The organism is Flagellimonas iocasae (assembly GCF_042682725.1).
Lineage (GTDB): Bacteria > Bacteroidota > Bacteroidia > Flavobacteriales > Flavobacteriaceae > Flagellimonas > Flagellimonas iocasae.
In genome coordinates this window covers 24,285-50,019 of the sequence record NZ_JBHUHU010000005.1, presented here as the reverse complement: position 1 = coordinate 50,019, position 25,735 = coordinate 24,285, and the positions used below count along the sequence as shown (strand labels likewise).

General features: G+C 42.1%; 24 protein-coding genes. 2 read left to right on the top strand and 22 right to left on the bottom strand.

Annotated features, from left to right (window positions below; all coding sequences use genetic code 11):
• The first annotated feature begins 5 nt into the window (after positions 1 to 5).
• Positions 6 to 257, top strand: coding sequence for a patatin-like phospholipase family protein (locus ACFSJE_RS14285; RefSeq protein ID WP_081894152.1), 252 nt, complete (start codon positions 6 to 8; stop codon positions 255 to 257).
• A 7-nt stretch (positions 258 to 264) separates the two neighbouring features.
• Positions 265 to 1,038 (top strand): M90 family metallopeptidase, encoded by a 774-nt coding sequence (locus tag ACFSJE_RS14280; protein WP_036378992.1) that lies wholly within the window; start codon positions 265 to 267, stop codon positions 1,036 to 1,038.
• 494 nt (positions 1,039 to 1,532) lie between these two features.
• Here the strand turns inward: ACFSJE_RS14280 and ACFSJE_RS14275 are convergent, their stop codons facing one another.
• From ACFSJE_RS14275 to glgP, 22 genes are all read right to left on the bottom strand, one after another.
• Positions 1,533 to 1,985 (bottom strand): pyridoxamine 5'-phosphate oxidase family protein, encoded by a 453-nt coding sequence (locus ACFSJE_RS14275; protein ID WP_036378982.1) that lies wholly within the window; start codon positions 1,983 to 1,985, stop codon positions 1,533 to 1,535.
• A gap of 178 nt (positions 1,986 to 2,163) precedes the next feature.
• Entirely contained in the window at positions 2,164 to 3,345 is a 1,182-nt protein-coding gene (locus tag ACFSJE_RS14270) for a phospholipase D-like domain-containing protein (protein WP_119647138.1), read from the bottom strand.
• Positions 3,335 to 4,597 carry an MFS transporter gene (locus ACFSJE_RS14265; protein WP_119647139.1) on the bottom strand — a complete coding sequence of 421 codons (1,263 nt, stop codon included), beginning with the start codon at positions 4,595 to 4,597 and terminating at the stop codon, positions 3,335 to 3,337. Before ACFSJE_RS14265 ends, ACFSJE_RS14270 begins: the two co-directional genes overlap by 11 nt.
• Entirely contained in the window at positions 4,597 to 6,744 is a 2,148-nt protein-coding gene (locus ACFSJE_RS14260) for a copper-translocating P-type ATPase (RefSeq protein WP_036378979.1), read from the bottom strand. The genes ACFSJE_RS14265 and ACFSJE_RS14260 overlap by 1 nt, the downstream gene beginning before the upstream one ends.
• 12 nt (positions 6,745 to 6,756) lie before the next feature.
• The gene (locus tag ACFSJE_RS14255; RefSeq protein ID WP_036378977.1) at positions 6,757 to 7,488 is read right to left on the bottom strand and encodes a PPK2 family polyphosphate kinase; all 732 of its coding nucleotides are present in this window, start codon (positions 7,486 to 7,488) and stop codon (positions 6,757 to 6,759) included.
• A gap of 11 nt (positions 7,489 to 7,499) precedes the next feature.
• Positions 7,500 to 7,793: a hypothetical protein gene (locus ACFSJE_RS14250; protein ID WP_036378974.1), complete on the bottom strand. Its 294-nt coding sequence runs from the start codon at positions 7,791 to 7,793 to the stop codon at positions 7,500 to 7,502.
• Between the two features lie 3 nt (positions 7,794 to 7,796).
• Positions 7,797 to 8,450 carry a hypothetical protein gene (locus ACFSJE_RS14245; protein WP_051947118.1) on the bottom strand — a complete coding sequence of 218 codons (654 nt, stop codon included), beginning with the start codon at positions 8,448 to 8,450 and terminating at the stop codon, positions 7,797 to 7,799.
• Positions 8,447 to 9,340 carry a ribose-phosphate pyrophosphokinase gene (locus ACFSJE_RS14240; RefSeq protein WP_036378972.1) on the bottom strand — a complete coding sequence of 298 codons (894 nt, stop codon included), beginning with the start codon at positions 9,338 to 9,340 and terminating at the stop codon, positions 8,447 to 8,449. The genes ACFSJE_RS14245 and ACFSJE_RS14240 overlap by 4 nt, the downstream gene beginning before the upstream one ends.
• An 8-nt stretch (positions 9,341 to 9,348) precedes the next feature.
• Positions 9,349 to 10,851 (bottom strand): thymidine phosphorylase family protein, encoded by a 1,503-nt coding sequence (locus ACFSJE_RS14235; protein WP_036378969.1) that lies wholly within the window; start codon positions 10,849 to 10,851, stop codon positions 9,349 to 9,351.
• A gap of 3 nt (positions 10,852 to 10,854) precedes the next feature.
• The gene (locus tag ACFSJE_RS14230) at positions 10,855 to 12,231 is read right to left on the bottom strand and encodes an MBL fold metallo-hydrolase RNA specificity domain-containing protein (RefSeq protein ID WP_036378967.1); all 1,377 of its coding nucleotides are present in this window, start codon (positions 12,229 to 12,231) and stop codon (positions 10,855 to 10,857) included.
• A 15-nt stretch (positions 12,232 to 12,246) separates the two neighbouring features.
• Complete coding sequence (locus tag ACFSJE_RS14225; protein ID WP_036378966.1) at positions 12,247 to 12,501, bottom strand: hypothetical protein; 255 nt, start codon at positions 12,499 to 12,501, stop codon at positions 12,247 to 12,249.
• A 27-nt stretch (positions 12,502 to 12,528) separates the two neighbouring features.
• Positions 12,529 to 13,368: an ATP cone domain-containing protein gene (locus tag ACFSJE_RS14220; protein ID WP_036378964.1), complete on the bottom strand. Its 840-nt coding sequence runs from the start codon at positions 13,366 to 13,368 to the stop codon at positions 12,529 to 12,531.
• Complete coding sequence (locus ACFSJE_RS14215; RefSeq protein WP_051947117.1) at positions 13,361 to 13,915, bottom strand: potassium channel family protein; 555 nt, start codon at positions 13,913 to 13,915, stop codon at positions 13,361 to 13,363. Before ACFSJE_RS14215 ends, ACFSJE_RS14220 begins: the two co-directional genes overlap by 8 nt.
• Positions 13,916 to 13,928: 13 nt before the next feature.
• Entirely contained in the window at positions 13,929 to 14,759 is an 831-nt protein-coding gene (locus tag ACFSJE_RS14210) for a universal stress protein (protein WP_036378961.1), read from the bottom strand.
• Positions 14,760 to 14,784: 25 nt separating this feature from the next.
• Positions 14,785 to 15,780, bottom strand: coding sequence for a 2-hydroxyacid dehydrogenase (locus ACFSJE_RS14205; RefSeq protein WP_119647140.1), 996 nt, complete (start codon positions 15,778 to 15,780; stop codon positions 14,785 to 14,787).
• Between the two features lie 22 nt (positions 15,781 to 15,802).
• Positions 15,803 to 17,083 (bottom strand): MgtC/SapB family protein, encoded by a 1,281-nt coding sequence (locus tag ACFSJE_RS14200; protein WP_036378956.1) that lies wholly within the window; start codon positions 17,081 to 17,083, stop codon positions 15,803 to 15,805.
• Positions 17,083 to 18,165 (bottom strand): site-2 protease family protein, encoded by a 1,083-nt coding sequence (locus ACFSJE_RS14195; RefSeq protein ID WP_036378954.1) that lies wholly within the window; start codon positions 18,163 to 18,165, stop codon positions 17,083 to 17,085. Before ACFSJE_RS14195 ends, ACFSJE_RS14200 begins: the two co-directional genes overlap by 1 nt.
• Entirely contained in the window at positions 18,162 to 20,519 is a 2,358-nt protein-coding gene (locus ACFSJE_RS14190; RefSeq protein ID WP_147378302.1) for a hypothetical protein, read from the bottom strand. The genes ACFSJE_RS14195 and ACFSJE_RS14190 overlap by 4 nt, the downstream gene beginning before the upstream one ends.
• Before the next feature lie 7 nt (positions 20,520 to 20,526).
• On the bottom strand, positions 20,527 to 21,495 hold the full coding sequence (locus tag ACFSJE_RS14185) for a 6-phosphofructokinase (protein ID WP_036385910.1): 969 nt from the start codon (positions 21,493 to 21,495) through the stop codon (positions 20,527 to 20,529).
• A 126-nt stretch (positions 21,496 to 21,621) separates the two neighbouring features.
• Entirely contained in the window at positions 21,622 to 22,920 is a 1,299-nt protein-coding gene (locus ACFSJE_RS14180; protein WP_051947116.1) for an acetate/propionate family kinase, read from the bottom strand.
• Between the two features lie 14 nt (positions 22,921 to 22,934).
• The gene (locus tag ACFSJE_RS14175; protein WP_036378951.1) at positions 22,935 to 23,156 is read right to left on the bottom strand and encodes a hypothetical protein; all 222 of its coding nucleotides are present in this window, start codon (positions 23,154 to 23,156) and stop codon (positions 22,935 to 22,937) included.
• A gap of 24 nt (positions 23,157 to 23,180) precedes the next feature.
• Positions 23,181 to 25,721 carry an alpha-glucan family phosphorylase gene (gene glgP / locus ACFSJE_RS14170; protein WP_036385906.1) on the bottom strand — a complete coding sequence of 847 codons (2,541 nt, stop codon included), beginning with the start codon at positions 25,719 to 25,721 and terminating at the stop codon, positions 23,181 to 23,183.
• Positions 25,722 to 25,735 lie beyond the last annotated feature (14 nt).

Sequence of the window (25,735 nt, the reverse complement as noted above, 5' to 3'; positions counted from 1 at the left end):
AAAAGATGCCATTGATTGGAATTGCTTTGTCAGGAGGAGGTGCAAGGGGAGCTGCCCATATAGGGGTCCTTCAGGCCCTTAACGACCACGGGATATTTCCGGAAGATGTTTCCGGATCCAGTGCGGGAAGTATCATCGCGGCATTGTACTGGTTTGGATATACCCCGTTGGAGATTCTAGACCTGTCGCACAAAAAGGAGTTTTTGAAGATCTTTAAATTGGGAATCTTCAATAAGAGATTCACTTTACTGAAGTAACACAAATATGATTTATGTTTTTGTATTAATAGTTATTCTTCTATTTTTTGTTTATAACTATAGAAAGTCGCAACGGCGTAAACCTCGGCCTTTTCCTGGTCACTGGCATGAGCTGGCAATGGCTTATGTGGTTTACTACCGAAATCTTCCTGGAAACAAGCAAATGCTATTTCAACGCAGAATGATGGAATTTCTAAGTGAAGTCTACATTGAAGGTGTGCGATTGGAATTACAAGATCTTGATAAGGTTTTGATTGCGGCAAGTGCAATTATACCTGTTTTTGGATTTGAAGAGTGGCATTATACCAATTTAAGTGGAATCTTGTTATATCCCGATTACTTCAATGCGGACATGCAATTCAATGGTAAGGCAAAAACACGGAATATTGGTGGAATTGTTGGTAACGGACGTTTTGAAAAACAGATGATATTATCAAAAAAGGCATTATACCATGGTTTTGTGAACCAAAGTGATAAAAGCAATACCGGCATACACGAATTTGTACACCTTTTAGATAAGCTTGATGATTTTGCAGATGGTATTCCGGAAAGATTATTAGAGCATCAATATACCATACCTTGGATAAATTTGATCCATAAGGAAATGGAAGCGATAAACAGTGACCATTCTGATATTCGAAAATATGGTGGAACAAACGCTGTTGAATTTTTTGCAGTTGCTTCAGAGTATTTTTTTGAACGTCCAGATTTACTCAAAAAAAAACATCCAGAACTTTATAACATGTTGGTTGTGTGCTTTATGCAGAATCCTGAGGCCTGAATTCATAATTGAATTATATCATTTGCAATTGATCAATTTTAAAAGCTGATTCGTAGATGCCCCAATCTTTTTATGCTTACCTCCCAAACCAGGATCGTTTAATAGTATAATAACCTTAATTTTAAGCAGCAAGGGCAAATGTGATTAACAGTTAAGAGTGATTTCTCTAAATTTTGCGTGAATTTGGGTTCTGTTTGTGGTTATGAATCCTTTCAGGAGATAATAGGTCAGATTTGGTGTCGGGATCCAATATAATGTTCCGATCTATTGCTTTAGGGTCATTAAAATGTCCCAGAATGGTTTTGCCACAATACGCCGTGAGCTTAATTTTCTTCAATTATTAGATTAGAGATTACTTAGACCTTAAAAATCGTATTCCAATTTTAAACGAATTTTGGCCTTGTTTAATTTTTTTTAACCACGTTAAAATCTTTTCGTTTCTCATTTCGGAATCCTATGATTCAAAAAGATGGTCTCTTTTTGAAATCTATCTTTTATTTTTTTCTTCTTTTACCCGACATTTCTAGTATTTTGATTTGAAAGACGACTGGAATGCCATTAGCAGATGATTTACTGGAAAATTCATTGATGAACCCTACCTCTCTGTTTTCTTTTCTACGGATAATGTCCTTCACGCCTTCGGTGAATAGATGTAATTTTTGTTTGGCACTACTGCCTCGAATTTCTTCGAATGTACCTTGTAACATGACCGATTCCCAATTGGATATGGATTGCACTTGTTCGACTTGAACGGCAACCGATTTGTTGGCTCGCATCGCATCGATTTTATGGCCTTCCGAGGTATAGCTAATGATCGTATTGTCCGTAGGGTCAAAATAATAGGTAAAGGGAATCACATGGGGCTTCCCTTGCCATAGATAGGCCAAGTGGCCGAGGTAATTGTTCCTGAGTATGCGTTCGATCGCGTTTGGTGTTAAATCTGTCATTATTAATGTATTTCAATATTACTAATCGTTTTATATGTATGGTGCCTAGCGCAGTTACAGTTTGCATTCCGCCACTGATTGTATATTTCCTTATTTTAGGTTCTTGTGCCGTATGGTTTGCTGCTCGGGTCGTAAAGACAGATAAACGAGCCCAACCATTTAACCACTTGCCAACATATTATAACCTATAATTTTTCAAAAACCTTAAATGCGGAAGAAAGGTCAGAAAAAGCATAATCGTTCGTACCATTTGGTAAAAAATCCAATTACCCAACTTATTGAATATACCGGCTCTTTGTCTTAGACTCCCCTTTGTAATTTCGCTACACTCGCTTATAACTATTTCAAAGTCAGCCCGAAGGTTTTCGGCAAATTCTACTGAGTGAACCTCTACGTTCATTTCAATGCTGCCATAGCAACTAAGACTGTTCAAGTTAAATGAACCTACGGTAGACCATTTGTTATCAACCACCGCAGCTTTACCGTGTACTACGGATTTGTTCCACTCATAGATTCTCATATGGTCGTCTAGAAAAGAGGAGTACAAATGTTCGGTTGCCCTACGCACCAAAGGCACATCGCTAATACCCGCTAAGATCACCGTTGTTTTTATTCCTCTTTTACACGCCTTTTTCAAAGCCTTTGCCAATCTGTTTCCAGGTAAAAAATACGAGCCCACGATTACAATTTCCTTTTCGGCATGAATGAAGGCGTTCGTGTAGGTATCACAGACTTCCGTTTTTTGCTGTAGCCAGTCGTTTTGTAAAATACCCACGAGTGCACTACCGGCCGAATGTAAAACTGGTGGTATTTTTTTTGAACTCCCTTTTTTGAAAAAATAATCGCTACACAATATTTGTAGATTCTTGGCTGCTGGGCAGTTTAACTGAACGGCATAGTCCAACCAAGGTTCCGAACCTGTGGTTCCGTGGTACTTATCGGCAATATTGATTCCGCCTATCAATGCCATTTTTTCATCGGCGACCACAATTTTATGGTGCATCCGCCTGCCGATATAAAAATTGTTCAGAGAGAATAAAGGTGAAAAAAAACGAAGTAAAATACCATGCTGCACCAAATCCTGGGCAAAACTATTGGGTAATGCAGCGCTACCATAGGCGTCCAATAAGACATATACCTTTACCTTTCGTTGAGCGGCTTTCTTCAAACAGGAGGCTATACGGTTTCCCGTATCATCGTTTTCAAAAATATAGGTCTGTATATGGATTTCTTTTTCTGCCTTATCGATTAACTTTTCCAGCCTTAAAAAATAGTCTTCTCCCGAACGAACCAATTCAACATATTTCGAATTGTCAGCAGCATTTTGAAGTGCTGTTTTACTACATTTTCTATGATCCATCCCTAAAGTTTTTTATGCTTAAGGGCCCGTCAATCCCTTTATTTGGTCGCTTCAAAAAGTAAACCAGTCCCATAGCACCAAAAATGGTTGCACCGGCAATAATAAAAGGGTAATAAAACCCACCAGCTATCAGCCAAGTCCCCAGTACCGGGCCCAAAATCTGTCCGATACTGTTCGTGGAACTTTGAATGGATATATTCCTTCCCGTATTATCCCGGGAAATCAAAGAAATTGCCGAAAGCAGGTTTGGTGTCACCATGGCTCCCCCAGCTGCGAAAATTATTATGGTACCGTAAATGTATAGTTCACCGCTCACAAAGGGGAAGACAATTAACGAAACACCGGATATTAATAACCCTAATGTTATTTGCTGTTTTGAGGTCAGCATTTTTTCGCCATAGGTCGCGAACACAGGCTGCAAAATGGCCATTACCGAACCACAGAGCATAAAACCGATACCCACCTGATTGGTTGTAAATGCCAACTCATCCTTCCCATAAATTGAAAACACGGTCTCAAACAGGGTAACCACAAACTGTATCGCAAAGGATAGGAGCAACAAAATGATAAAATAGTTACTCAGGGAAAAACTGAATTTGACCGCCTCAGAAACAATACGTTTTTTTATTTCGGTATTCTTCAGCCATTTTATGATTATCAGCAATACCACAAAGCCCAAAAGAGCAGCCAAAATAAAGGGAACCGAAAAACCGTCTAAGTGGAACACCCCAAAAGAGTATGTATAATGTAGGTTCGTTTGCGACAGAAATCCCCCCAGAACAGGGCCAAATATCACCCCGGAACTGATAGCGACCCCAGACCAGGCCATTATTTTGGTCCTTCGCTTTTCAGAGGTAATATCACTTAAATAGGCATTACTGACCGGAGTGACCGCTGACGTAAAGATGCCCCCTATGATACGGGCTATATATAGCATCGACAGAGAAGTGGAAAGACCGGTTAGCAAGTTCATCACGACAAAACCTACAAGCCCCAATAGTATTATAGGTTTACGGCCGTGTTTATCGGAAAGCTTGCCCCAGACGATAACGAACAAGAGTTGGAACAACGGATAAATACTGGTCAACATTCCGATATGGAAGTTGATAAGGTCCGTATCCAGATTGTCTTTTAAAGCCAGTTTTTCGGTATAATATGGGAGGGTAGGCAATAAAATGCCGTAGCCCAACATCACTACGAACAAACTCAATAAAACTAGAAATATTCTACCGAGTTTTTCTTTCCTGTTCATCAGTTGCTTCCGATTTTTCTTTTTAACAATTGAGCGTTTATGGCAACAATGATGGTACTCAAGCTCATAAATACGGCACCTACTGCTGGCCCCAACACAAATCCAGAAGAATATAAAACCCCAGCCGCCAACGGTATGGCCACAACGTTGTAGCCTGTTGCCCACACCAAATTCTGGATCATTTTGTTATAGGTGGCTTTACCGAACAATATCAGATTGGCGATATCTTTTGGGTTACTGTTTACCAAAATGATATCGGCGGTTTCCGCGGCAACATCGGTACCGGAACCAACAGCAATTCCTACATCAGCTTTTGCCAATGCAGGTGCGTCATTGACCCCATCTCCCGTCATGGCCACAAACTCTCCTTTGCTTTCCAGTTCTTTTACGATTTCCACTTTTTGATGGGGTAGCACCTCGGCATAATACCCATCCAAACCAAGTTTGTCACTCACAGCCTTTGCTGTTTTTTCATTATCGCCCGTAGCCATTAAGACTTTGATGTTATTCTTTTTGAATACTTTGATGGCATCGGCAGATTCTGGCCGTATTTCATCGGCCAGCGCAATATATCCTGCTAATTTTCCATCTATCAGAACAAAAACTACGGTCTCTGCGGCATCACTAAAGGCATCTTCGGTAATTTGGATTTTTTCATCCCGAAGATATCCCGGACTTACTACCTTGACCTTCTTACCCTCTACGATTGCCTCTACACCCTTGCCCGTTATGGCGTTGAAGTTTTTGGTCTTTGGAATCTCGATGTCCTTTTCTTTGACCTTTTTGATGATCCCCACGGCGATGGGGTGTTCGGAGCTTAGTTCTAGAGCACTGGATAACCTCAGAATTTCATCTCTGGTGTACAATTCGTTCACTGATTCAATTCGGGTCACCCCAAAATCACCTTTGGTCAATGTTCCCGTTTTATCAAACAATAAAGCCGATATTTTTCGGGATTCTTCAAAGGCCGTTCTGTTTCGGATCAATAAACCATTTTGGGCAGATACCGCTGTAGATATAGCGACAACCAACGGAATGGCAAGACCGAGCGCGTGTGGACAGGCAATGACCATGACCGTTACCATTCTTTCCAATGCAAAAACAAATGGGAAACCTAAAATCAGCCAAACCGCGAGTGTCCCAAAGCCAATGGCCAATGCAATATAGGTCAGCCATTTGGCCGCCCGATCTGAAAGGTTCTGCATCTTCGATTTCGTGCGCTGTGCCTCATCGACCATCTTGATCACCTTGTTCAGGTAACTGTCCTTTCCAGTATGCTCTACCTTTACCCTTAAGGTACTATTGCCATTTATGGAACCTCCGATGACCTTATCCTGTACTTCTTTTTTTACCGGTTTTGACTCGCCTGTCAGCATCGACTCGTTCAGGTAGCTAGATCCTTCGGTGATGATGCCATCCGCGGGTACTTTCTCGCCGGGTTTAACCAATATGATGTCATCTTTTAATAAATCCTCTAGTTTTACATCTTGAATTTTATCACCCACAACTTTATGGGCCTCAGCGGGCAGCATACTGACCAAAAGTTGGAGTGCCTTGGATGCGCCCAGCACCGATTTCATTTCCAACCAATGTCCCAACAGCATGATGACAATCAAGGTGCTCAGTTCCCAGAAAAAGTCCTCCCCAGGGAGTCCGAAAACTGTAGCGGCACTATAGAAATAGGCCACACTTATAGCCATTGAGATTAGGGCCATCATGCCCGGACCCTTGGATTTTATTTCATTATAAAATCCCTTTAAAAATGGCCAGCCGCCCCAGAAATAGACAAATGTTGATAGTGCAAATAGGATATACGGATTTCCGGGGAGCAATAGGTCATACCCAAAAAACTCCTGTATCATTGGCGATAAGAACAATATTGGGATGGTAACGATTAAAGATATCCAAAACCGTTTTCTAAAATCCTTGACCATCATTTTATGGTGGTCGTGCCCCATTTGTCCGTGAGCGGGGTTATGGCCCGAATGGTCTCCACTTCCGTGATCCATTTTAGAATGGTCTTCTCTTTGGTGTTGCTTTTTGGAGGAGTCCATCTTAGCATGGTCATGGTTACTGTGATCCATTTTTGAGTGATCCATCTTAGAATGGTCCATTTTTTTGTCCTTGTGCTCTTTGTGATTGTCCATAGTGTTCTATTTTTAGGTATTTGGATATGTTAAATTATGTTTTTTAAGGTGTTCCAATACTATTTTGGCAACGCAATAGTTGCGGTACCAACGTTTGTCGGCTGCAATAATGTGCCATTGAGGGTCGTTGCAGTTGTTCATTAACATATTATAAGCCTCTCTGTAAACTTCCCATTGGCTGGCCGCTTTTTCGTCTTCGGCACTATATTTCCAGCGTTTATAAGGTTTGGTCTGTCTTTCTTTGATACGTTCTTTCTGTTCTTCTTTGGAGATATGAAGAAAAAATTTGAGTACATGAATGTTATTTTGCCTAAGATGCTGTTCCATATATTTTAATAGCTTGCAACGGTGTTCAAGTATTTCTTCTTCGAGGGAATTGGTAACCTTGGGTACCAGGATATCTTCATAATACGAGCGGTTAAAAACTTGTATCATGCCCTTTTGGGGAAAGTGCGGATAGACCCTCCACAGAAAGTCGTGCCTGAGCTCCTCTTCGGTCGGCTTTTTGAATGATTTTACATGAACACCCTGTGGATTCATGCCCTTAAGCGCATTACGAATCGTACCGTCTTTTCCAGAAGTATCCATTCCCTGCAAAATAATCAACAAGCCAAAGCGCCCATCGGCATAAAATTTGTTCTGAAGCTCAAAAAGTTCTTCCCGTATCCCTAACAATCTTTTTTTGGATTGTTTTTTTGAGCTACCTGCGGGAGGAAGGGTTGAAATTGTATTTAAGTCTATCATAGGTTACAGTTTTATCGTAATTTTCTTCGCATTGCTTCCGAGATATTTTCAGCATAGACCCCATAGGCATCTACCAAAAGCCCCTTTATACCATCTTTTGATGAAATGGCATAAAGAACACTGTTATCGTCTGTACTGCTCATACCTTCAAAACGATGGGTTTCATCCACATCAAAATCTTCGGGCTGAATTTCCATTTTCAGTGAGGCACATTGCAAGCATTCTGGTTTCAAGTTGAAATCATAGGTATATCCCCTGATCTGTAAATCATTAATTGCTTCTGATAGGGTGTCATAGTTTCTCATAATTTATGGTTTGTATGTCATCGTAAAATAGCTGCCGTCTTTCTCGGTAAATTTCTGGAATGATAACAAGTTCTCATTTGTAAGTTTTTCACTTGCAACATAGTCCAATTGTTTAATTCGTATACCAATGGCGTAGGCTTTAATATTGATTTTGGATTTGATTGTTTTCCCATTACCATTGGATTCCAACACCCGGTCATAAATTTTTATTTTGCTGTTAGAACCAAAGAAATTCAACAATCCGGAGTCGAAACTCATTTCGAGTTCGACACTATCCAAGTTCGACAGATCATAGAGTTCCTTGAAATTTTCAGAGGTCGTACTGATTTCGGTTTCCTTGGATTTTGGGTTCGAAAACGGAAAGGCCATTACCATTATACTGGCTTCATCGGGCTTGCAGCGATACGTCATGGTGTATTTGTCAGTAGATTTTTTGTCCTTGTCAAACAGTTCGGCAACCACTTCAACCTCATAATATCCATCGACTTCTTTTAGCTTTCCCGCCTTAAAGGTCTGCTTGTTCAGAAAGTCTCCATTTTTATTAAAACTTTCCCGTTCCACCCATCTATCGGACAATTGTCCGATCAACATTTTATTCTGTGCATATGCAGAAACGACCATAAAAATGAATACTGTAAAGTGCAATCCTATTTTCATTGATGGTGCATCAGTTCGTTTACTTCCTTGGCTATGGTATCGCTTAAATCAATTTTATTTGACTGATGTGGAATTGTATTGCAGGTAATGATATCCTTGACATGGGCATCCCAGAGATCTTGATAGGCATTCCCTGAAAATACGGCATGAATGCCAATGCATATTGCAGGTTTCATTCCCGTACTCTTCAAATGCTCCGTAGTATCTATCATGGTACGGGCCGTAGAGATGATATCGTCCACCAAAACAGGGGTCGCGTCCTTAAATTTGTCAACTTCAGGCACGGAGACTTCAACATCACGGTCACCATGGCGAGTCTTTTGTAAGACCGTGAAAGGTGCTCCCGCTTTTTTTGCCACATCTGCAACCCACTGCTCGCTTTCCGAATCGGGCCCGATCAGTACCGGATTATGGATATTTTCCTTGATGTATTTTGAGATTTCGTCAGCGGCATGGATGACTCTGTTCGGAATTCTATATACTTCGCCCAACGAATGTATCCGATGCAAATGGGGATCAATGGTGGTGATGCTATCTGCGAAACCCGAAATCAATTTCCCAAAAAAACCAGAAGTTACACCTTCACCTTCATTAAAAATCTTGTCTTGCCGCATATAGGCAAGATAGGGTGCTACCAAACAGGTACACATCGCACCAAGTGATTTTGCTGTTTGGCTTAAAAAATAGAGCGGTAATAGTTTTTCATCTGGTTCGTGTAAGGTACAGACCAAAACTACACATTTATCTTTTACATCGGAAAGTATGCGTGTATAGGATTCACCGTCCGGAAATTTTCTTATGTTGCATTCCCCGATTTCCGCTTTCATTTTTTTAGCCAACAACTCGGTGAGTTCCTGATTTCCGGGAAGACTGAATAATATAGTTTTCATTTTGTTTTTTATTTAATGGTTATGATATCGTTATGGCGATTTTTGTATTCTAAAGCATAGTTTAGCTCACCTTGTGATTCTGCAAAAAGCGTGTATAGTAAGCCGTCTTTTTCAACTTTATCATTTAAATGGACATTCAATGAAATTCCCGCAGATTTAGATTGGGGTGCACCTGAAAGTTTTGCGAGCTTCGCTATCTTTCTATTGTCAATACGCTTCAAAATCCCCGAAGTCTCCGCTCTGATTTCTGTTTTAAAAGGTGCCAAAACAGGTTGTGTAAAACGCCCCTGGGCTTTACAAATGGCAAGAAATTTTTCGTAGGCCTTACCAGATATAAGTACCTCTTTGGCGGTTTCCATTCCTTTTTCTTTTTCGACCTTTCCTGAAAGTTCTAACAGTTCTCCAGCCAACAGCACAACACGTTCCTTTAAGTCTTTGGGTGCATCTTCTTCATTTTTTAGCACATTCAATATGTCGATAGCTTCCAATGTTGGGCCGATGCCATAGCCTACAGGTTGAGAGCCATCTGTTATGATTGCTTTTACCTTCAGGCCGACAGCCTTACCGACATTTTCCAAATGATTTTTCAGCTTTTCAGCCATTTCCATACTACGAACTTTGGCAGTTTCACCTACAGGGATATCGATAACAACGTGAGTAGAACCAGCTGCAGCTTTTTTTGATAGTACGGAAGCTATTAGCTGCCCTTCACTGTCAATATCCAATGCTTTTTCAATTTTAATGAGCACATCATCTGCGGGACTTAGTTGGGCAGTACCGCCCCAAACAAAACAACCACCTTCTTGATTTACTACGTTCTCTATCTCGTCAGCAGAAAGCGCAACGTTGGTGAGAACTTCCATTGTGTCCGCCGTACCTGCTGGTGATGTAATGGCTCGGGACGATGTTTTGGGCATTGTAAGCCCGTAAGCGGCAACTATAGCCACTACCAAGGGGGTGGTTCGGTTTCCAGGCAATCCACCAATACAATGTTTATCCACAACTATTTCTTTGTTCCAGTTTAGTTGCTTTCCTGAAGCAATCATCGCTTTTGTTAGGTCGGATATTTCATCAATATCCATTCGGTCTCCTGCACAGGCTGTGATAAATGCTGAAAGATGGATATTTGAATAATCTCCCTCCACGATGTCTTTTATGATCTGATTATAGGCATCGTAATTGAGCTTTTGATTATAAATTTTTGCCCTTACGTGACTCAACGATTCAATAGGTTCCAAATGGGAAACATACAGCATATCATTTGGGGAAACATTCAGTTTTTTTGCAGCAGCGTCTGATAGACCTATCTCATTGGGCAACAGAATATCTGAATTTATGACGTTGAGGCTTGCCACTATTGAACGGGTTACTTTAGCAACCCTTATCCTTGTGAGTGCCTCAAACCCTTCCGAAATACACACGAGGCAATCATCACGCATATATACCACATTTTCGTTTTGGGTATAGATACCAAGATGTTTATATTTTAAAATATTTGAATGTTGTTCCATGGCCTATACTATTTCTTCAATGCTGTATAATTGCGGTATTTCTGCTTTCCAGCTATAAGTTCTCTCAATGTCGTTTTTCAATGCCTTTGCACCTTCATTTTCACCGTGTACAATAAAAATCCGTTCAGGCGTGTTCTGTATCTTACTCATCCAACCCAAAAGTTCTTTATGGTCTGCATGCGCTGAAAGCCCTTCAATTTCAACAACTTCCATGTTAAAAGGAACCCATTTTCCATAAACTTTGAGTTCCTTGTCACCTTCCAGTAACTTCCTGCCACGTGTACCTTCGGCCTGATAACCTACAAATAGAAGGGTATTATTGGAGTTTTGAGCTTGGGTTTCAAGATAGTTAAGCATTCTTCCTCCAGTAAGCATTCCGCTTCCGGCAATGACAATTTTTGGTTTATTATCAGTCCGCAATTCCATAGTTTCACGATAACTGCTTACAACGGTAAAGTGCGAGCACATTTCATCACATTCATTGTCTTCTAATCTGTGCCAATCCCTTGTGCGGTGGAATAGTTCTAGTACATTAGTCCCCATAGGGCTGTCCATTATCATTTGCACTTTTGGTATTTTATTTTCCTTGAGCAATCTCCAAAAAATAAGCATCATAAGTTGGGCACGTTCTACCGAAAAGCTTGGGACAAATAGACTGCCACCTCTATCAAGGGTGTCATTGACCAGTTTTTCAATCTGTGGAATGGCTTCTTCTTCCTCTGGATGAAATCTTCCGCCATAAGTGGATTCAATAAACAGTACATCGGCCTTTTTCGGGTTTAATGGTGGGTATAACAGTAAATCATGGGTTCTACCTATATCTCCTGAAAAGACATAGCGTTTTCCATGTACATCCAAATCGATATAAGTTGCTCCCAAAATATGTCCATTGTATTGGAAACGGGCTTTTACGCCATCAAACAATGGAATCCATTGTGATTGCGGAACGCCCTTAAAATGTGGAACGGTTTTTTCAACATCCTTTAAGTCGTATAGTGGCTCTGCTGGGCTGTGCTTGGAATAACCTTCTTTATTGGCACGTTCGGCTTCCTGTTCCTGTATTTTAGCACTATCGTTCAGAATGATTTTGGCAATATCCAAGGTTGGATTTGTACCGTAAATAAAACCATTAAATCCTTGTTTGACCAATCTTGGTAGATAGCCTGTGTGGTCCATATGGCCGTGTGTGAGCAAAACCACATCAATCTCTGAAACGTTCACAGGGAGATATTCCCAGTTTTTGAGACGTAACTCTTTTAAGCCTTGAAACAATCCACAGTCAATCAGTATTTTTTTGTTTCCAGTATCCACTAAATATTTGGAACCGGTTACTGTACCAACCGCTCCCAAAAAATGGATGTTTATTTTATTATTTTTCATTTTTATAATATTTTTTTAGTGGCCACCACAGCAAGAAGGTGTGTTACTTTTGTCTTGAGTCGATTTGTACAACTCTACTATTTCATTATAAAGATTTCGCGAATCCTCTTTGATAAAAAGGGCTAACTTTTTAATGGATAAAGGTTCAAAGTTTACCATTTCCAATAGTATTTCCAAGGCTTCTTCAAGCAGTTTTGGGTCATCTTCCAATGCTTCGTAAAATGGTTCTAAATCAATACTCTTTTGTTTCTTTAATTCTTCTGTTTTCATGATAGTTATTTTTAAGATTTTATTTTTTTAATGGTTTTTGCACAGTGCTTCGGAATCCTCCAAAATCTTTTTGTGCCTTGTTTTATCTATTCCGATTTCATTTAGCAAAGTAGGTGTTTCGTGAAGCTCTTTGCAGAGCACAATGCCTTTATCCAATAATTTGGATTTCTCGGCCTTCGTCAAGGTTGTTAAAGAGGTTAAGGGATGTAGGCCGGATTTGTCTATGCGTTCTTTCAGACCGTTTCCTTCCGGATAATCCCAACTTGTAAGCATCAGCCCAACACAGGTGCCATATTGTATAGCATCAGTTGTAAAACGGGTGTTGGTGTACACTCCACCCTGATGAAACTTTGTTTTGTGGCCTTGCTGTTTTTCCCATTGTTTTTCGACATCCAAAAATCTTGAATGTATATATAGTGGAATCTTGACATTGCAAAACCTGCCTTGGTCGCTATGGTATTTGCATTCAATCATATAATGTTTCTTATCCTTTTGGGCAATGACATCTACTTCATGGGTCACACAGCTTCCCTGTATGATGCTACTGACTTGTGTCTGAAATCCTTCGTGTTCCAGCAATTTGCCGACAAACTTTTCAAAGGGGTAGCCTGAAGGCCCCAGTTCCATCAGCGCTTTTTTGAGTTTGTATTTTGATGCGCTTACCCGAGATTTCCTTTTCAACATCTTAAAGGCCATTTGATATATCTTCTTGGTGGTCATTCCGTCGAAAACGATGTCCTCAATATTTTTGACAATCTCATTAATTGTTATTTCATTCGCACCGGCCCGTTCCAATGACCGCCTTACTTTTTCCATTTGAAAAGGTGCCTTCTCGCCGCTTGCTTTTATAATTGTTATCTTATCCATTAATGTGTATTTTTTTAATATTGGCCAAAGCAAAGACGACCAAGAAAAAGCTTAGGAATATTTCGAGCATGACAACAAATCTGGCTACGTCTGAAGTAGGAACAATATCGCCGTAGCCCACCGTTGAAAATGTGATCACACTGAAATAAAAAAAGTGATACAAATTGTAGAGATACGAGTTCGAATAATCAGGAACGCCTTCAAATGTGGTATGGTTAAATTGGAAAAGACAAGCATAGTCGGTCGCATAGGAGAAAATGCTAATGATGATAATCAATCCAAAAACCCAAAGCAATCTCTCCAATGAATGACAGATCTTGATCAATTTTGACAAGCGTTTCAGGGTAGTTGCCGTTATCACAATGGTCTTTCCAAGTGCTGCCGCAACGATAATTATGTGGAATGGAAAAGAGGGGTGGTCTATCATCGACATCAAAACGACATACAGGATGCCTATTCCCAAAATGGTAACCAGGGGCAATACCGTTCTGTCCAACAATAATTTGTAGAAGGCTATTTCTCGTATTTGACCTAAGCTATCGGACATAGTGTTATACTTTTCAAATTTTGATAGTCATTACCGGCAGTGATGAATGGTTTGCAACCCCTTCAGCTATACTTTTTGAGAACAAACTCAAAAAACCTGTATTGCCATGTGTGCGCATGGCGATCAGGTCAGCTTTGTTTTGCTTCAAATAAGTGTTGATGCCCGTCTCCACCGTCATTTCGTTATAGACGTTCATAGAGAAATTCTTGAGTTTGGGAAAACCCTCCAAAAACTTTCGAATAGGGTCTAGGCCGAGGGCAATACTGTTACGGTCCGATTCTGTATTGATGCGCAAAAGGTGAATTTTTGCATTGCATTTTACTGCGATGGATAGTACCTCTTTAAAGGCATTGCCCACATCCTCCACAAAATCTGAAACGAAGACGATATCCTTGAAAGGAAACCTTACATCATCTTCTTTTACCACAATGACCGGAACATCAGATCTTCTTACCAAACGTTCGACGTTGCTTCCCAAAAGTTCCCGTACAATGCCCTTGGTGCCACTACTGCCCGCAATAATGAAATCATGGTCATAATGGCCAGAATGTTTCAGTATGTTTTCCTGGTCCACCTGAAATTGCAAAAAGGTCTGACATTTCAGGTTTTCTTGTTCGGCCTTTTTTTCCAATGCACGTAATGAGGCTTTTGCTGCCCCAATTTTTTTGAGGGTCTCCGGATATCGCTTTTCTTTTTGCTTATCCAATTTTACCCAATCCACCGGTGTTTTCAGCAAATGGAAAAAATGGATTTCTGCCTCGAAGAGCTTGGCCATCTTGATTCCAAACTCCGCCGCCTTATTGCAGTTCTCTGAAAAGTCTGTGGGTACCAATATGTTTTTCATCTTAACTATGATTTTATGGGTTGTTTCACTTCGTTTTTATTTCATTTCCTGAAACGGTTCCATTTTCGAAACAATCAATGTTATAAATGGTGGTTTCAGCAATGTTGGTCAAAGCCGTATTGGTCAAAAAAGCCTGGTGACTGGTAATCAAGACATTGGGAAAGGTCATTAATCGGGCAATTACATCATCTTGTAAAATCTCGTCGGAGTGGTCTTCAAAGAACAGCCCTTCTTCCTCTTCATACACATCAATACCGAAATAGCCGATTTTCCTTGATTTCAGTCCCTCTATGACCGCTTTGGTATCGACCAGCGCGCCCCTGCTCGTATTGATAAGCATTACCCCTTTTTTCATGCGTTCGATTTGTTCGGCACTGATGATATGCCTCGTTTCGGGGGTTAAGGGAACGTGGAGGCTTATGATGTCCGATTCGCTGCAGAGTGTTTGGCAGTCAGTGAATCGTACACCATACATTTCTTTCAATTCCTTATCCTCCTCTAGGTCGTATGCCAGTATCTTACAGCCAAAACCATATAGTATTTTGACCAGGACCGCACCAATTTTTCCCGTGCCCAATACCCCGACCGTTTTGCCGTTCAGGTCGAACCCTGTGAGTCCGTTCAGCGAGAAATTCATATCCCTGACCCTATTGTGGGCCCTAACCAGTTTTCTGTTCAATGCAAGTATCAACGCTATGGTGTGTTCGGCAATGGCATATGGGGAATAGGCAGGAACCCTAGCTACTTTTATGTCCAATTCGGTAACTGCTGCCAAATCAACATGATTAAAACCAGCCGAACGCAATGCGATATTTTCTACGCCAATGGCTTTTAGTTTTTTTAGTACATTCTTTGAGGCATCATCACCTGTAAATAAGCTAACTGTTTTAGAACCTTTAGCTAGAACAGCCGTTTCTTCTGTCAATCGAACATCAAGTAGTATTAATTGATGTTTATTATTATTTGCTTGAATTAGATAATGTTCTTCAAACTTGTGTGTGCTATATACTGTTGTGTTCATTTTGGTTTCTGCTATTAAAATCTCAATTTATCCAAGAATTAAGTACAATATAAAGGATGCCAAGAAGGACGACCGCCCCAAAGGCATAGCCCACTAGTCGCCCTGTTTTTTGAGAGCCTTTGAAAAAGGCAATGCCCAATTTCACGGTCATATTGCTCAGGGTCGCTGCAATGATGACATTCGATGCCAAAATCAGCTTTTCATTCTGCAAGGCAAATTTTGCCATACTGATGGTTATGGCATCGGTATCGGCCAAACCTGCTATCAATGCCGAATAATAAAGACCACTTTCGCCAAAAAATTTGTTTCCATAAAAAACCGAGAACAGGATGGCCACATAGATGCCGCCAAAACCGATCGCATTCCAGATGTTAAGTGGATTTCCCAAATTGATGTCGGTGTTCGGCTGATCGTCATCCTTCCGTATCAAAAGCAGGGAAGCTACGAGACAGACCACCGTAAGCAGGGCAAAGGGAATTGTAAGATAGTTCAGGATAGCAATATTGAAAATATAGGCAAGAGCCGCAAGTCTAGGGAACATAATCGCCGATGCTATAATGATACCCGCTGCGTATTTTTTTGAAAGCTCGGGAGACTCCTTACTTCTGGAGGCATAGATCCAAGCTACCGCCGTACTCGATATTAAACCGCCCAGAATAGCCGTCAACAAGATTCCCTTTTTTGATCCAACATATTTGACCAAAAAGTAGCCGATAAAGTTCAAAAAGGAAACAATGACTATAATAGCCCCTATCTCAAAAGGGTTCAGAAGGCCCTCTGGCCCATAATCCTTATCGGGCAGAAACGGTAATATCAAAAGTGCAATGATTGAGAATTTGATAAAGGCAAACAGTTCTTCGGATGTGATATTCTTTATGAACGAGCGGAAGGTGGTCTTTAGCGATAACAACGTAACCACAATTACGGCCGTGGCAATAGACTCTTTGTACAAATGGCCCGAAACCATAACACCAAGAATAAATGTGGCAATCAAAGCGAGATTTGTGGTATTACCGGTCATGGAATGTTTCTGCACAATGGACAAATGGCTGATGGCAAAGAACAAAATAATGGTCGCCAAACTAACAATGACAAGCCAAGAGGTATAAGTCTCGTTCAAACTGCCCAACATAAAACCGATTATGGCCGTTATCGGAAATGTTCGAATACCGGCAAACCCCTGCTCATCCTTTAGCTTGTCATATTCCCTTTCCAGTCCAAGGATAAGACCTATACCCGTGCTTAGGAGTACCCCCAGAATGTAGGGGCTTAATAGCTCACTTATGTTTTGATGTGTTTGCATTATTTTTTTCTTTCCCTTGTAACTATTATCATTTCATTAATTCCTTTCAGGGTCACAATTCCTTTCAGCTGCCCGTCATCCAAGACCGTGGCAAACTGGGAATTGTTAGACATGAGCTTTTCGTACACCTGCTGTAGGGGCATATTTGTGTCTACTGTTACAAAATCTTTTCTCATAAGATCGGATACATAGGAATCATTGCCATATGAGGAAAGCCCCTTGATCAGGTCCTTTCGTGTCAGCACGCCATGCACATGATTATTTTCTGTGACCAAAAAAACCTCTTCTTGGGTACTTTGCAATATCTGCACCAGGTTTCCCAAGGTTTCCGTGGGCGATAAACAGGTATATTGTGCAATCAAAACATCCTTTACGGTAAATCCGACCAGAGCAGATTTGCCACTTTCGTGCATTTGCTCGACTCCGGCACCTAGATAGATGAACAGGCCAATAAAAACCAACCAGAAATTAGAGAAAAAACCAAGAAAAACGAATACTATGGCTAAAAACTGGCCTACCCGTGCGGCAATGGTCGTTGCTTTCAGCTTATCTAACCTGAATGCCAATAGTGCCCTCAACACTCTTCCACCGTCCATTGGAAAAGCTGGTATCAAATTAAAGACCGCTAGGATCAAATTCGCAGCCATGATGTTAAACCAGAAATCTTCACCGCTCATGTGGTCTATTTTCGAAATTGGCAACAGTTCATCGTTAACGTAGAGAAGAACAAAAAGGGTCCCGGCAATCACAATATTTACTACAGGGCCGGCCAGTGCCACCACCAGTTCCTGGGCAGGTTTATCCGGCATTCTATTGAGACTGGCGACGCCACCAATGGGATAGAGCGTAATATCACGCGTTGGGATATTATATTTTTTGGCCGCGAGCGCATGGCCAAATTCGTGTAGGACAACGCAGGCAAAGAGAACGATGATGAAAAATGCTCCCTTTATGCCTTCTGTCCAACCATGGCCCATTTCAAAATGCATCATGAATATCCATCCGACAATGATCCAAAACGTCCAGTGGACGAAGACCTTGATGCCCGCATAGCTTCCAATAAAGAGGGACCATTTTTTCATGTGTTCTGTATTTTAAGGGTTTTTGATCTGTACGCCAGCACTATCACCAAACCGTATCCTAACAGGGCAAGAAGGAATACAAATCTATAACCGTAAAGGATGGAAATGACAACGGCAAAGATCGAGGCGGCAACGCCTGCCACGCTTGATATACCCAATAAATAGGGAATGCTTTTCTTCTCTTTCAGGGAGGAGGCCTTTTTCAGCAATACCGGAAAAGGGATTCCTATAAAGAAAGACGGAAGCAGCAAAAATAGGGCGATCCAGAATTCAGATAGTTGTTTATACCATATAGGGAGCAGTACGTAAACGGTTAGTAAGGAAACCAAAATAACCAAGACCGTGTATGTGATGAGCTTTCGGGAAAGATTTTTTTTGAAAGCCCCCGTCACAAGGCTGCCCAAGCCATTGCCCAACAAAAATGTAAAAAGCAGCAATGAAAAAGACTGTGATGGATTGGAAAGTTTTAAGTTGAGTACCTGAAAAAGATATCCCTGTACGAGGATATATGAGAACCCCAACAAAAAGGAAACGAGTGCCCAGGCCCTAAATTTTCTTCGTATATATAAAGAGGTGCTTTCTGAAAAAGAGACCGATTTCCATCCGTTCATATGATTGAAAATGAACCACCCGATGATGAACAGACCAAGCCATAAAGGGGTGGTCATGGCATCGGGTAGGCCATTGTTGTAATTAAAAAAATAGGGGGAATCATCGGAAACCGGACTCAAGTTTATGGAAGCGGCTTTCCAAAGTTCATCATACGCATAAGATCCGTTGGAGATATCGTACAACAGTTTGTCGAACATGAACCATTGATAGTTTACGTTCTGCACGATGGTGTCCAAACTTTCCTGTCTGATATACGGAAAATAAAACGGCTCCTTGTCCAATCCATAATAGTGTGCGGTATTATGTGCCTCCTCCATTGTTTTTTGTTCAAAAGGGTTCTTTTTAATGACCAATACAGGGTTCATTTCGTCGGAATAGATATACACCTTTTTTAACGCCTCTATTTGATTGACCCCCATCCGATCCTGGAGCTCCAAAAAGTTCGCCAACATTTTATATACCTCCTGCCTTCCGTGCATCGTAAAATAGATGGCCCCGTCTTCCGTTAAACCATCCAAATAATCGGCAAGTGCCTCCATGGTGAACAGATAGTTCTCGGTAAGTCCATAAAAATCGGTGCCCCTTGAACTTTTGGTCACCGGAATGGTCAATATGATGGCATCAAATTTTCCCTTGTTCTCAATTATGAAATTTCTTCCTTCGTTCACATGTACCTTTATGTTCTCCTTATCGAGGAAGGTAGAGGGATTGTATTTTTCCATCAATGCTACAAAGGAAGGGTTGACCTCTGCTGCCTCGATATATTTAAAGCCCATGAAGTATGTTGTGGCAATATCTATTCCACCACCGGGACCTATTATCAGCACCGAATCCTTTTCCTTTTCGCTTAAAAAGTTCAAAGCAAATACGGCCGGAAATCCGGATAATACTTTTCTCATTTTAACAGTATCCTTTGCAAGTTCATCGATATCGATAACTTTGGTTCCCGCAGCAGCATCTATAAACATTGATTTGGACACGGTACCATCAGGATATGTGAACTTTACAAGATCCGTCTGACCAAAAGCACTCCAGCGGCTTTCGATTTTTTCGCTTTTAAAAGCGGGGTTGGCCATCAATCGGTACAAATCCTTGGACGGGTCTTTGGCAACGGGTATAGTGAAGTTCAGGGCATCTTTTGCAAATCCCATTAGAAAAATAACGCCAAGCACTAAGGGGGCCAGTATTTTTGAATAACGGTTCTTGTGTGCTATCAAGGCTACTACCAGGGCCAGCAGCAGTAACCCTATAGCAATCGCCACCACCTGTGCCAAGCCAAACGTGTTGAGCAAAAAAACGGAGGTGAGTGCACCTGTGGCCGCCCCTATAAGGTCTAAGGCATATAAGGTTGACAAGTGCCGATTATCCGTTTCAAAAATATGGGCATAGACTATTCCGATGGCCATGAACGGAATAGTTGACAAGAATATAAAAATGGGCAGGCCAAAATCAGTGGACGACGAAACGCCCAGTTGTGAAAGGCTGAGCAAAAGGGCAAAACTGAGAAACATCGTGACGGACGGTAGTGCCATCCACCAAAGCCATGAATGATTAATCATCTTGGAATATTTGGCATACGTGATCTGGCCAATACCCAAACCCAGTATGGAAAATGCAATGATAATGAGGACGAAATGAAAACTAAGAAGGTACGAGAACAGTCTTGACAGACTTATCTCGAAGACTATGGTAGCCGCAGTCAGCAAGAAAATAATCGCTATGTTGGTCGACGCTCTTTTCATTGTAATTTTAGCTTCCGAAAATTTTCAAGAGACTCCGCAGTTCATCGTTCACTTGATGTTCCTTTACCACTTGGTCAAACGGGGTAAGGCTCAGTTGGTTGTTCAAGATTCCCGCCATGACATTCTTTCTTCCATGTAAAAGTGCCTCTACGGCAGCAGTGCCGAGCCGTATGCCCAACATTCGATCAAATGCCGAGGCGTTTCCACCGCGTTGTACATGGCCCAGTTTGGCAATGCGCAAGTCCACTTCAGGGTTTATTTCCTTTATCTTTTTGGCTGCCGGCTCGACCCCTAGTTCATCCCCTTCTGAAACAATCACAACAAAGGCCTCTTCACGATCGTAGCTTCCCGCCTTTTCCAACAATTGAGTAAAGTCATGCCCACTTTCAGGTATCAAAATGGCATCTGCACCCGTACCCAATCCGGAATGGATGGCAATATACCCGCAGTCCCTGCCCATTACCTCTATCAGAAATATTCGATTATGGGACTCCGCCGTATCCCTGATCTTATCAATGTTTTCAATTGCGGTGTTCACTGCAGAATCGAAACCGAGTGTAAAATCGGTACCTGCCAGATCATTATCGATGGTGCCGGGAATGCCCAAGAACGGCAGGTCACAGATTTCTGAAAATGCCAATAGCCCTTTGAAGGTGCCATCACCACCAATAGCAATCAGGGCATCGACCTTGTTCGTTTCAAGAATTTGCATAGCTCGTTGTCTTCCCTCCAGCGTCAAAAACCGCTTGCTCCTTGCTGTTTTCAACAATGTGCCGCCTCTGTGAACGTTCTTTTTCAGTTGACTGGAATCCAACTGTACTAGGTCACCGTCGATTAGGCCTTCGTAACCTTTTTTAAAACCGCTGAGCCTTAGGTTGTTCATCTCAGCCGTTTTGGCCACCCCGTGCAAGGCGGCGTTCATTCCCGGGGAATCGCCCCCAGATGTGAATACGCCTATGTGTTTAATAGTCTTCATACTCTTATTCTTCATAATTTTTTACAGGTATATTACAAGAAAATCACCCAGCCCGGTTTTCAACGCTTCGTTCTGACAAACGGATATTTAGCACCGGACCGGAACAGGGAAACCGGAATATTCTTTTTACCCATCCCATATGGTGAATTTGTCAATATTTTTTCGAGTGGAAACCCTTGGCCTTTTTTGCCCTCCCCTCTTTTGGGGTGAAATTACTTTATCATAACTTTTATCTTTAAAATATTGATTGGCCAAGCTCTCTGCAATAACCAATTCTTCATCGGCATGAATTACCATGACCAGCACTTTACTTTGCTCTTTAGAGATTTTAGATGAATTTTTTCTGTTTTGTCCCTCATCGAGCCCAATACCTAAAAAGTCAAGTCCTTGACAAATCCTGGATCGTATTATTGGGGAATTTTCACCGATGTCACCCGAGAAAACCAGCACATCCAAACCGCCCAAGACAGCGGTAAACGCCCCGATCCACTTTCTTACTTGATAGCAGAAGGAAGTTACAGCTTCCGCTGCCCTTCGGTCAACATCTTCTTTTAAAAGTAAATCAAGCATATTCGTACTTGTTTCGGAGATTTTTGGCGAACCGCCCTCATCATCTGTTAAGCTGTTGGGCTGTTTTGACCCCATCCGTTCTTTTTTCAGTAAATGCGCAAAATCGCCAAGATCTAAATCTCCGCTTCTTGTACCCATGACGAACCCCCCCAGTGGTGTAAACCCCATGCCGGCATCTATGCTCTTGCCCTCCTTGACGGCAGTTATACTGGCCTCTTTGCCAAGATGTGCAAGAATGAGCCTTCCATCGGCTTTTTGAATACCTATCCTTTTTTTAAGTTCCATCATGATATGGGAAAACGATTGCCCATGAAAGCCATGCCCGTGCGTGCGTGCCCGTTCAAAATGCCTTGGAATGAAAGGGGGTATCTTGGCAGCCTTGGGCAGGTTCACCAGAAAACTGGTATCAAAAAAAGCTACCTGCTGTAATGCCGGAAATCGCATTGTGAACGTTTCAACAATCTCAATCTCAGTTGAAAGACAGTTAGGAATATTATAGTCGGCAATCTGTTTCAGTTCGTTCAATAGGGCGGTATCGATTACTTTCGGCCCAGGATAGTTCAATCCATATGTTATCTTGTGTCCTATGTAACCAATACGATCGAAGCCGGGTTGGTTTTTTAGCCAACCTATTAAAAAAACGGTCGCTTGATAAAAGCCAGGAGCGTATATCCGTGAATTTTCCCTTTCATTGCCTTTAACATGGGTAACCCTGAAAACCTCTTTGCCGGATCCGAGGTGACGAATATCACCAAAAAGTTCCTTCACGGGATTTTCTGCCATTTCATACATTGTGAACCTAATATTTGATGGTCCGGCACTGATTGTTAAAAGGAGTGGGTTTTGCAGGTACATTTTAACTTGTGATTTTATTGGTTATCGTTATCTTCAAAAGCACAGCTCTTGTTTTCCATAAATTCGGCGGCCATCTTTTTGTATTCCTCGCCAAGGTGCTCTCCGCACCATTCAAGAAGGGCCGGCTGTTCGAAAGACGTGGTATTGCGGACCGCCTTTTTCAGTTCCATCCTCAACAACCTCTTGTCGAAGCTGACTTTTTTTAATATGGTTTCGTGATATTCCAGTGTTTTCATTTGTCCGATTATTTGAAATTTGATTTAATGCTGCCATAATATCAAGTTATTCTCCAACGGTACGGATACACCTTCGTAGTTCGGTGCAATACGAACCGTGTAGTGATCAATTGGCCGGTCAGTAATTACCTGTGCGTAAAAGTTATGTTCCCCTTCTTCGCCCATCCAATCAAATTTCATCGTGTTTCTTTCGGGCGTTTTGCCGTTAACACCTTCTGCGAAAAGTTCTACCTGAATATGCTTGGGGTCAATACCATTCAGCCAAATGGGTGCTCTAACATGATGTTTATGGCGCTCACTTTCAATCTGAACTTTTCCGAATTTTATGGTATCCCATCTTTTCATAAGTTCGTTTTGCGTGTCTAAAATCCTTTTTCCAGCAGCTCCCTTTTTTGCCGCACGCCTCTTGTATTTTTCTGCTGCAGGCAGATAAAATTGTTCTGTGTACTCCCTTACCGTTCGATTGGTCGAAAAACGGGGCGTTAGGGTCGCCATACTTTTTCGCATTCTCCCTACCCACTGTTCAGGGATGCCTTTTTTGTTACGTGAATAAAATTCGGGTACTATTTGTTGCTCCAGAATTTCATATAAAGCTATCGCCTCGGCAGCATCCAAAGCAGGGTCATCACCATGTTCTTGTCCATCACCCAATGCCCAGCCCACTTCTGGGGTGAATGCCTCGGCCCACCAACCGTCCAGTTCCGATAAGTTGAGGCCACCGTTTACAAGTACTTTCATGCCACTGGTACCACTGGCTTCCCAGGGCCGTCTCGGGGTATTGAGCCATACATCAACGCCCTGGACCAAATTTTCCGTCAACAGCATGTCATAATCACTTAGAAAAAGGACATGCCTGTACAAATTATGTTGTTGGATGAACTGCGCCCACTTTTGTATCAACCCTTTTCCCGCTTCATCAAATGGGGGCGCTTTGCCGGCCAAAACCAATTGTAACGGATGTTCCGAATTGGTCAGAATTCGGACCAAACGTTCGGGATCGTACAATAAGAGATCCGGTCTTTTGTAAGGCACAAACCGGCGGGCAAAGCCCAAGGTCAATGTGTCCGGGTCAAGAACTTGGTCGGCGATTTCGACCACTTCAGATGGTAGGCCCGAGACTATTGCCTGTCTCTCAAACCTTTCCCTTATAAAATCGACAAGACGATTTCTGGATTGGTTCCTAAACTCCCAAAGTTTTCCGTCGGATAGCTTAGAAATATGTGCCGAATGGTCATCGAGTTCGCCCCGCCAGCGATCTTTTCCGCAGGCTGCTGTCCATACCTTGTCCGCATATTCAGAATCCCAAGAGGGCATATGAACCCCGTTGGTGACATGGCCAACAGGTATTTCTTGTATCGGCCATCGCTTAAAGAGATTTCGAAAAAGATTTCTGCTAACCTCGCCGTGTAAACGACTGACGCCGTTCACCGCACCGCTACCGCGAATGGCCAGATAGGCCATGTTGAAGCTCTCCCAATGATTATTGGAATCTGCCCTGCCCAAGGCCATCAGGTCATTGAAATCGATACCCAATTCGTTTTTGGCGTATTGGCCAAGAAACTGTTCCATTAGCATTGGACTGAAATGATCAAAACCGGCAGCAACCGCTGTATGGGTGGTAAACAGGTTGCCTGCCCGGGTAACGGCAAGTGCCCGTTCAAAAGAAGTTCCATTCATCTTCATAAAATCGCTGGCACGTTCCAGCACGAGAAAGGCTGCATGGCCTTCGTTCATATGGCACACTTCTGGCTGGATATTCAGGGCCTTAAGTAATTTGTAGCCCCCGATACCCAGAACAATCTCTTGTTTTATGCGATGGTCGGGGCCACCTCCATATAGCTCGTCGGTAATACCACGATGGAGGGGCAAATTGGCGGCATCGTTGCTATCCAATAGATATAGCTTTGACCTTCCTACCTGTACCTGCCATGTCCTTAGCCATAGCGGGTGACCGGGCAACGATACCTTTATGCGAAGCCACTCCCCGTTGGGTAGGCGTAAGGGCGTAACGGGCAATTGCCCTGGGTCATTGTGCGGGAACAAGGCATTTTGTGAGCCAAATTTGTCGATTTCCTGACGGAAATACCCTTTGGCATAGAGTAGCCCCACGGCCACGACCGGTACGCCCAGGTCACTTGCCGATTTCAACTGATCTCCGGCCACGTTGCCCAGGCCGCCTGCATAAATGGGCAGTGCCTCGCTCAGCATATACTCCATGCTGAAATAGGCAACACACTTAAGCTGGGTCTTGGCATAGTTTTGTTGAAACCAGTTCGGGGCCGATAGTGCTTTTTCGTTCTCATTCAAAAGGCTTTTGATTTTCGCCCGGAATTCTGGATCGTTCAAATGCCCCTCAAGCCGGTCGCGTGAAACGGTCTGCAAGATTACCCATGGATTTTGGGTAAGTTTCCAAAGTTCGGGGTCTAATTGTTGCCATAGTTTATCCGAGGCATGGTTCCATGACCAGCGAATGTTCAGGGCAAGTTCCAAAAGGTCATCGATTCCCTCGACATCAGTGTGTATCAATCCGTAGAGTTGATCAATATGATTTTTTTGTTCTTTCATTTTCATTTTGTCCT

Coding starts and splice junctions, on each gene's coding strand:
- ACFSJE_RS14200 (WP_036378956.1), bottom strand. CDS start 17,083: ATGCAAACACATCAAAACATAAGTGAGCTATTAAGCCCCTACATTCTG.
- ACFSJE_RS14235 (WP_036378969.1), bottom strand. CDS start 10,851: ATGGAACAACATTCAAATATTTTAAAATATAAACATCTTGGTATCTAT.
- ACFSJE_RS14255 (WP_036378977.1), bottom strand. CDS start 7,488: ATGATAGACTTAAATACAATTTCAACCCTTCCTCCCGCAGGTAGCTCA.
- ACFSJE_RS14225 (WP_036378966.1), bottom strand. CDS start 12,501: ATGAAAACAGAAGAATTAAAGAAACAAAAGAGTATTGATTTAGAACCA.
- ACFSJE_RS14220 (WP_036378964.1), bottom strand. CDS start 13,368: ATGGATAAGATAACAATTATAAAAGCAAGCGGCGAGAAGGCACCTTTT.
- ACFSJE_RS14180 (WP_051947116.1), bottom strand. CDS start 22,920: ATGTACCTGCAAAACCCACTCCTTTTAACAATCAGTGCCGGACCATCA.
- ACFSJE_RS14210 (WP_036378961.1), bottom strand. CDS start 14,759: ATGAAAAACATATTGGTACCCACAGACTTTTCAGAGAACTGCAATAAG.
- ACFSJE_RS14230 (WP_036378967.1), bottom strand. CDS start 12,231: ATGAAAAATAATAAAATAAACATCCATTTTTTGGGAGCGGTTGGTACA.
- ACFSJE_RS14245 (WP_051947118.1), bottom strand. CDS start 8,450: ATGAAAATAGGATTGCACTTTACAGTATTCATTTTTATGGTCGTTTCT.
- ACFSJE_RS14265 (WP_119647139.1), bottom strand. CDS start 4,597: ATGAACAGGAAAGAAAAACTCGGTAGAATATTTCTAGTTTTATTGAGT.
- ACFSJE_RS14285 (WP_081894152.1), top strand. CDS start 6: ATGCCATTGATTGGAATTGCTTTGTCAGGAGGAGGTGCAAGGGGAGCT.
- ACFSJE_RS14205 (WP_119647140.1), bottom strand. CDS start 15,780: ATGAACACAACAGTATATAGCACACACAAGTTTGAAGAACATTATCTA.
- ACFSJE_RS14175 (WP_036378951.1), bottom strand. CDS start 23,156: ATGAAAACACTGGAATATCACGAAACCATATTAAAAAAAGTCAGCTTC.
- ACFSJE_RS14190 (WP_147378302.1), bottom strand. CDS start 20,519: ATGAAAAGAGCGTCGACCAACATAGCGATTATTTTCTTGCTGACTGCG.
- glgP (WP_036385906.1), bottom strand. CDS start 25,721: ATGAAAGAACAAAAAAATCATATTGATCAACTCTACGGATTGATACAC.
- ACFSJE_RS14270 (WP_119647138.1), bottom strand. CDS start 3,345: ATGGATCATAGAAAATGTAGTAAAACAGCACTTCAAAATGCTGCTGAC.
- ACFSJE_RS14250 (WP_036378974.1), bottom strand. CDS start 7,793: ATGAGAAACTATGACACCCTATCAGAAGCAATTAATGATTTACAGATC.
- ACFSJE_RS14240 (WP_036378972.1), bottom strand. CDS start 9,340: ATGAAAACTATATTATTCAGTCTTCCCGGAAATCAGGAACTCACCGAG.
- ACFSJE_RS14260 (WP_036378979.1), bottom strand. CDS start 6,744: ATGGACAATCACAAAGAGCACAAGGACAAAAAAATGGACCATTCTAAG.
- ACFSJE_RS14275 (WP_036378982.1), bottom strand. CDS start 1,985: ATGACAGATTTAACACCAAACGCGATCGAACGCATACTCAGGAACAAT.
- ACFSJE_RS14215 (WP_051947117.1), bottom strand. CDS start 13,915: ATGTCCGATAGCTTAGGTCAAATACGAGAAATAGCCTTCTACAAATTA.
- ACFSJE_RS14185 (WP_036385910.1), bottom strand. CDS start 21,495: ATGAAGACTATTAAACACATAGGCGTATTCACATCTGGGGGCGATTCC.
- ACFSJE_RS14280 (WP_036378992.1), top strand. CDS start 265: ATGATTTATGTTTTTGTATTAATAGTTATTCTTCTATTTTTTGTTTAT.
- ACFSJE_RS14195 (WP_036378954.1), bottom strand. CDS start 18,165: ATGAAAAAATGGTCCCTCTTTATTGGAAGCTATGCGGGCATCAAGGTC.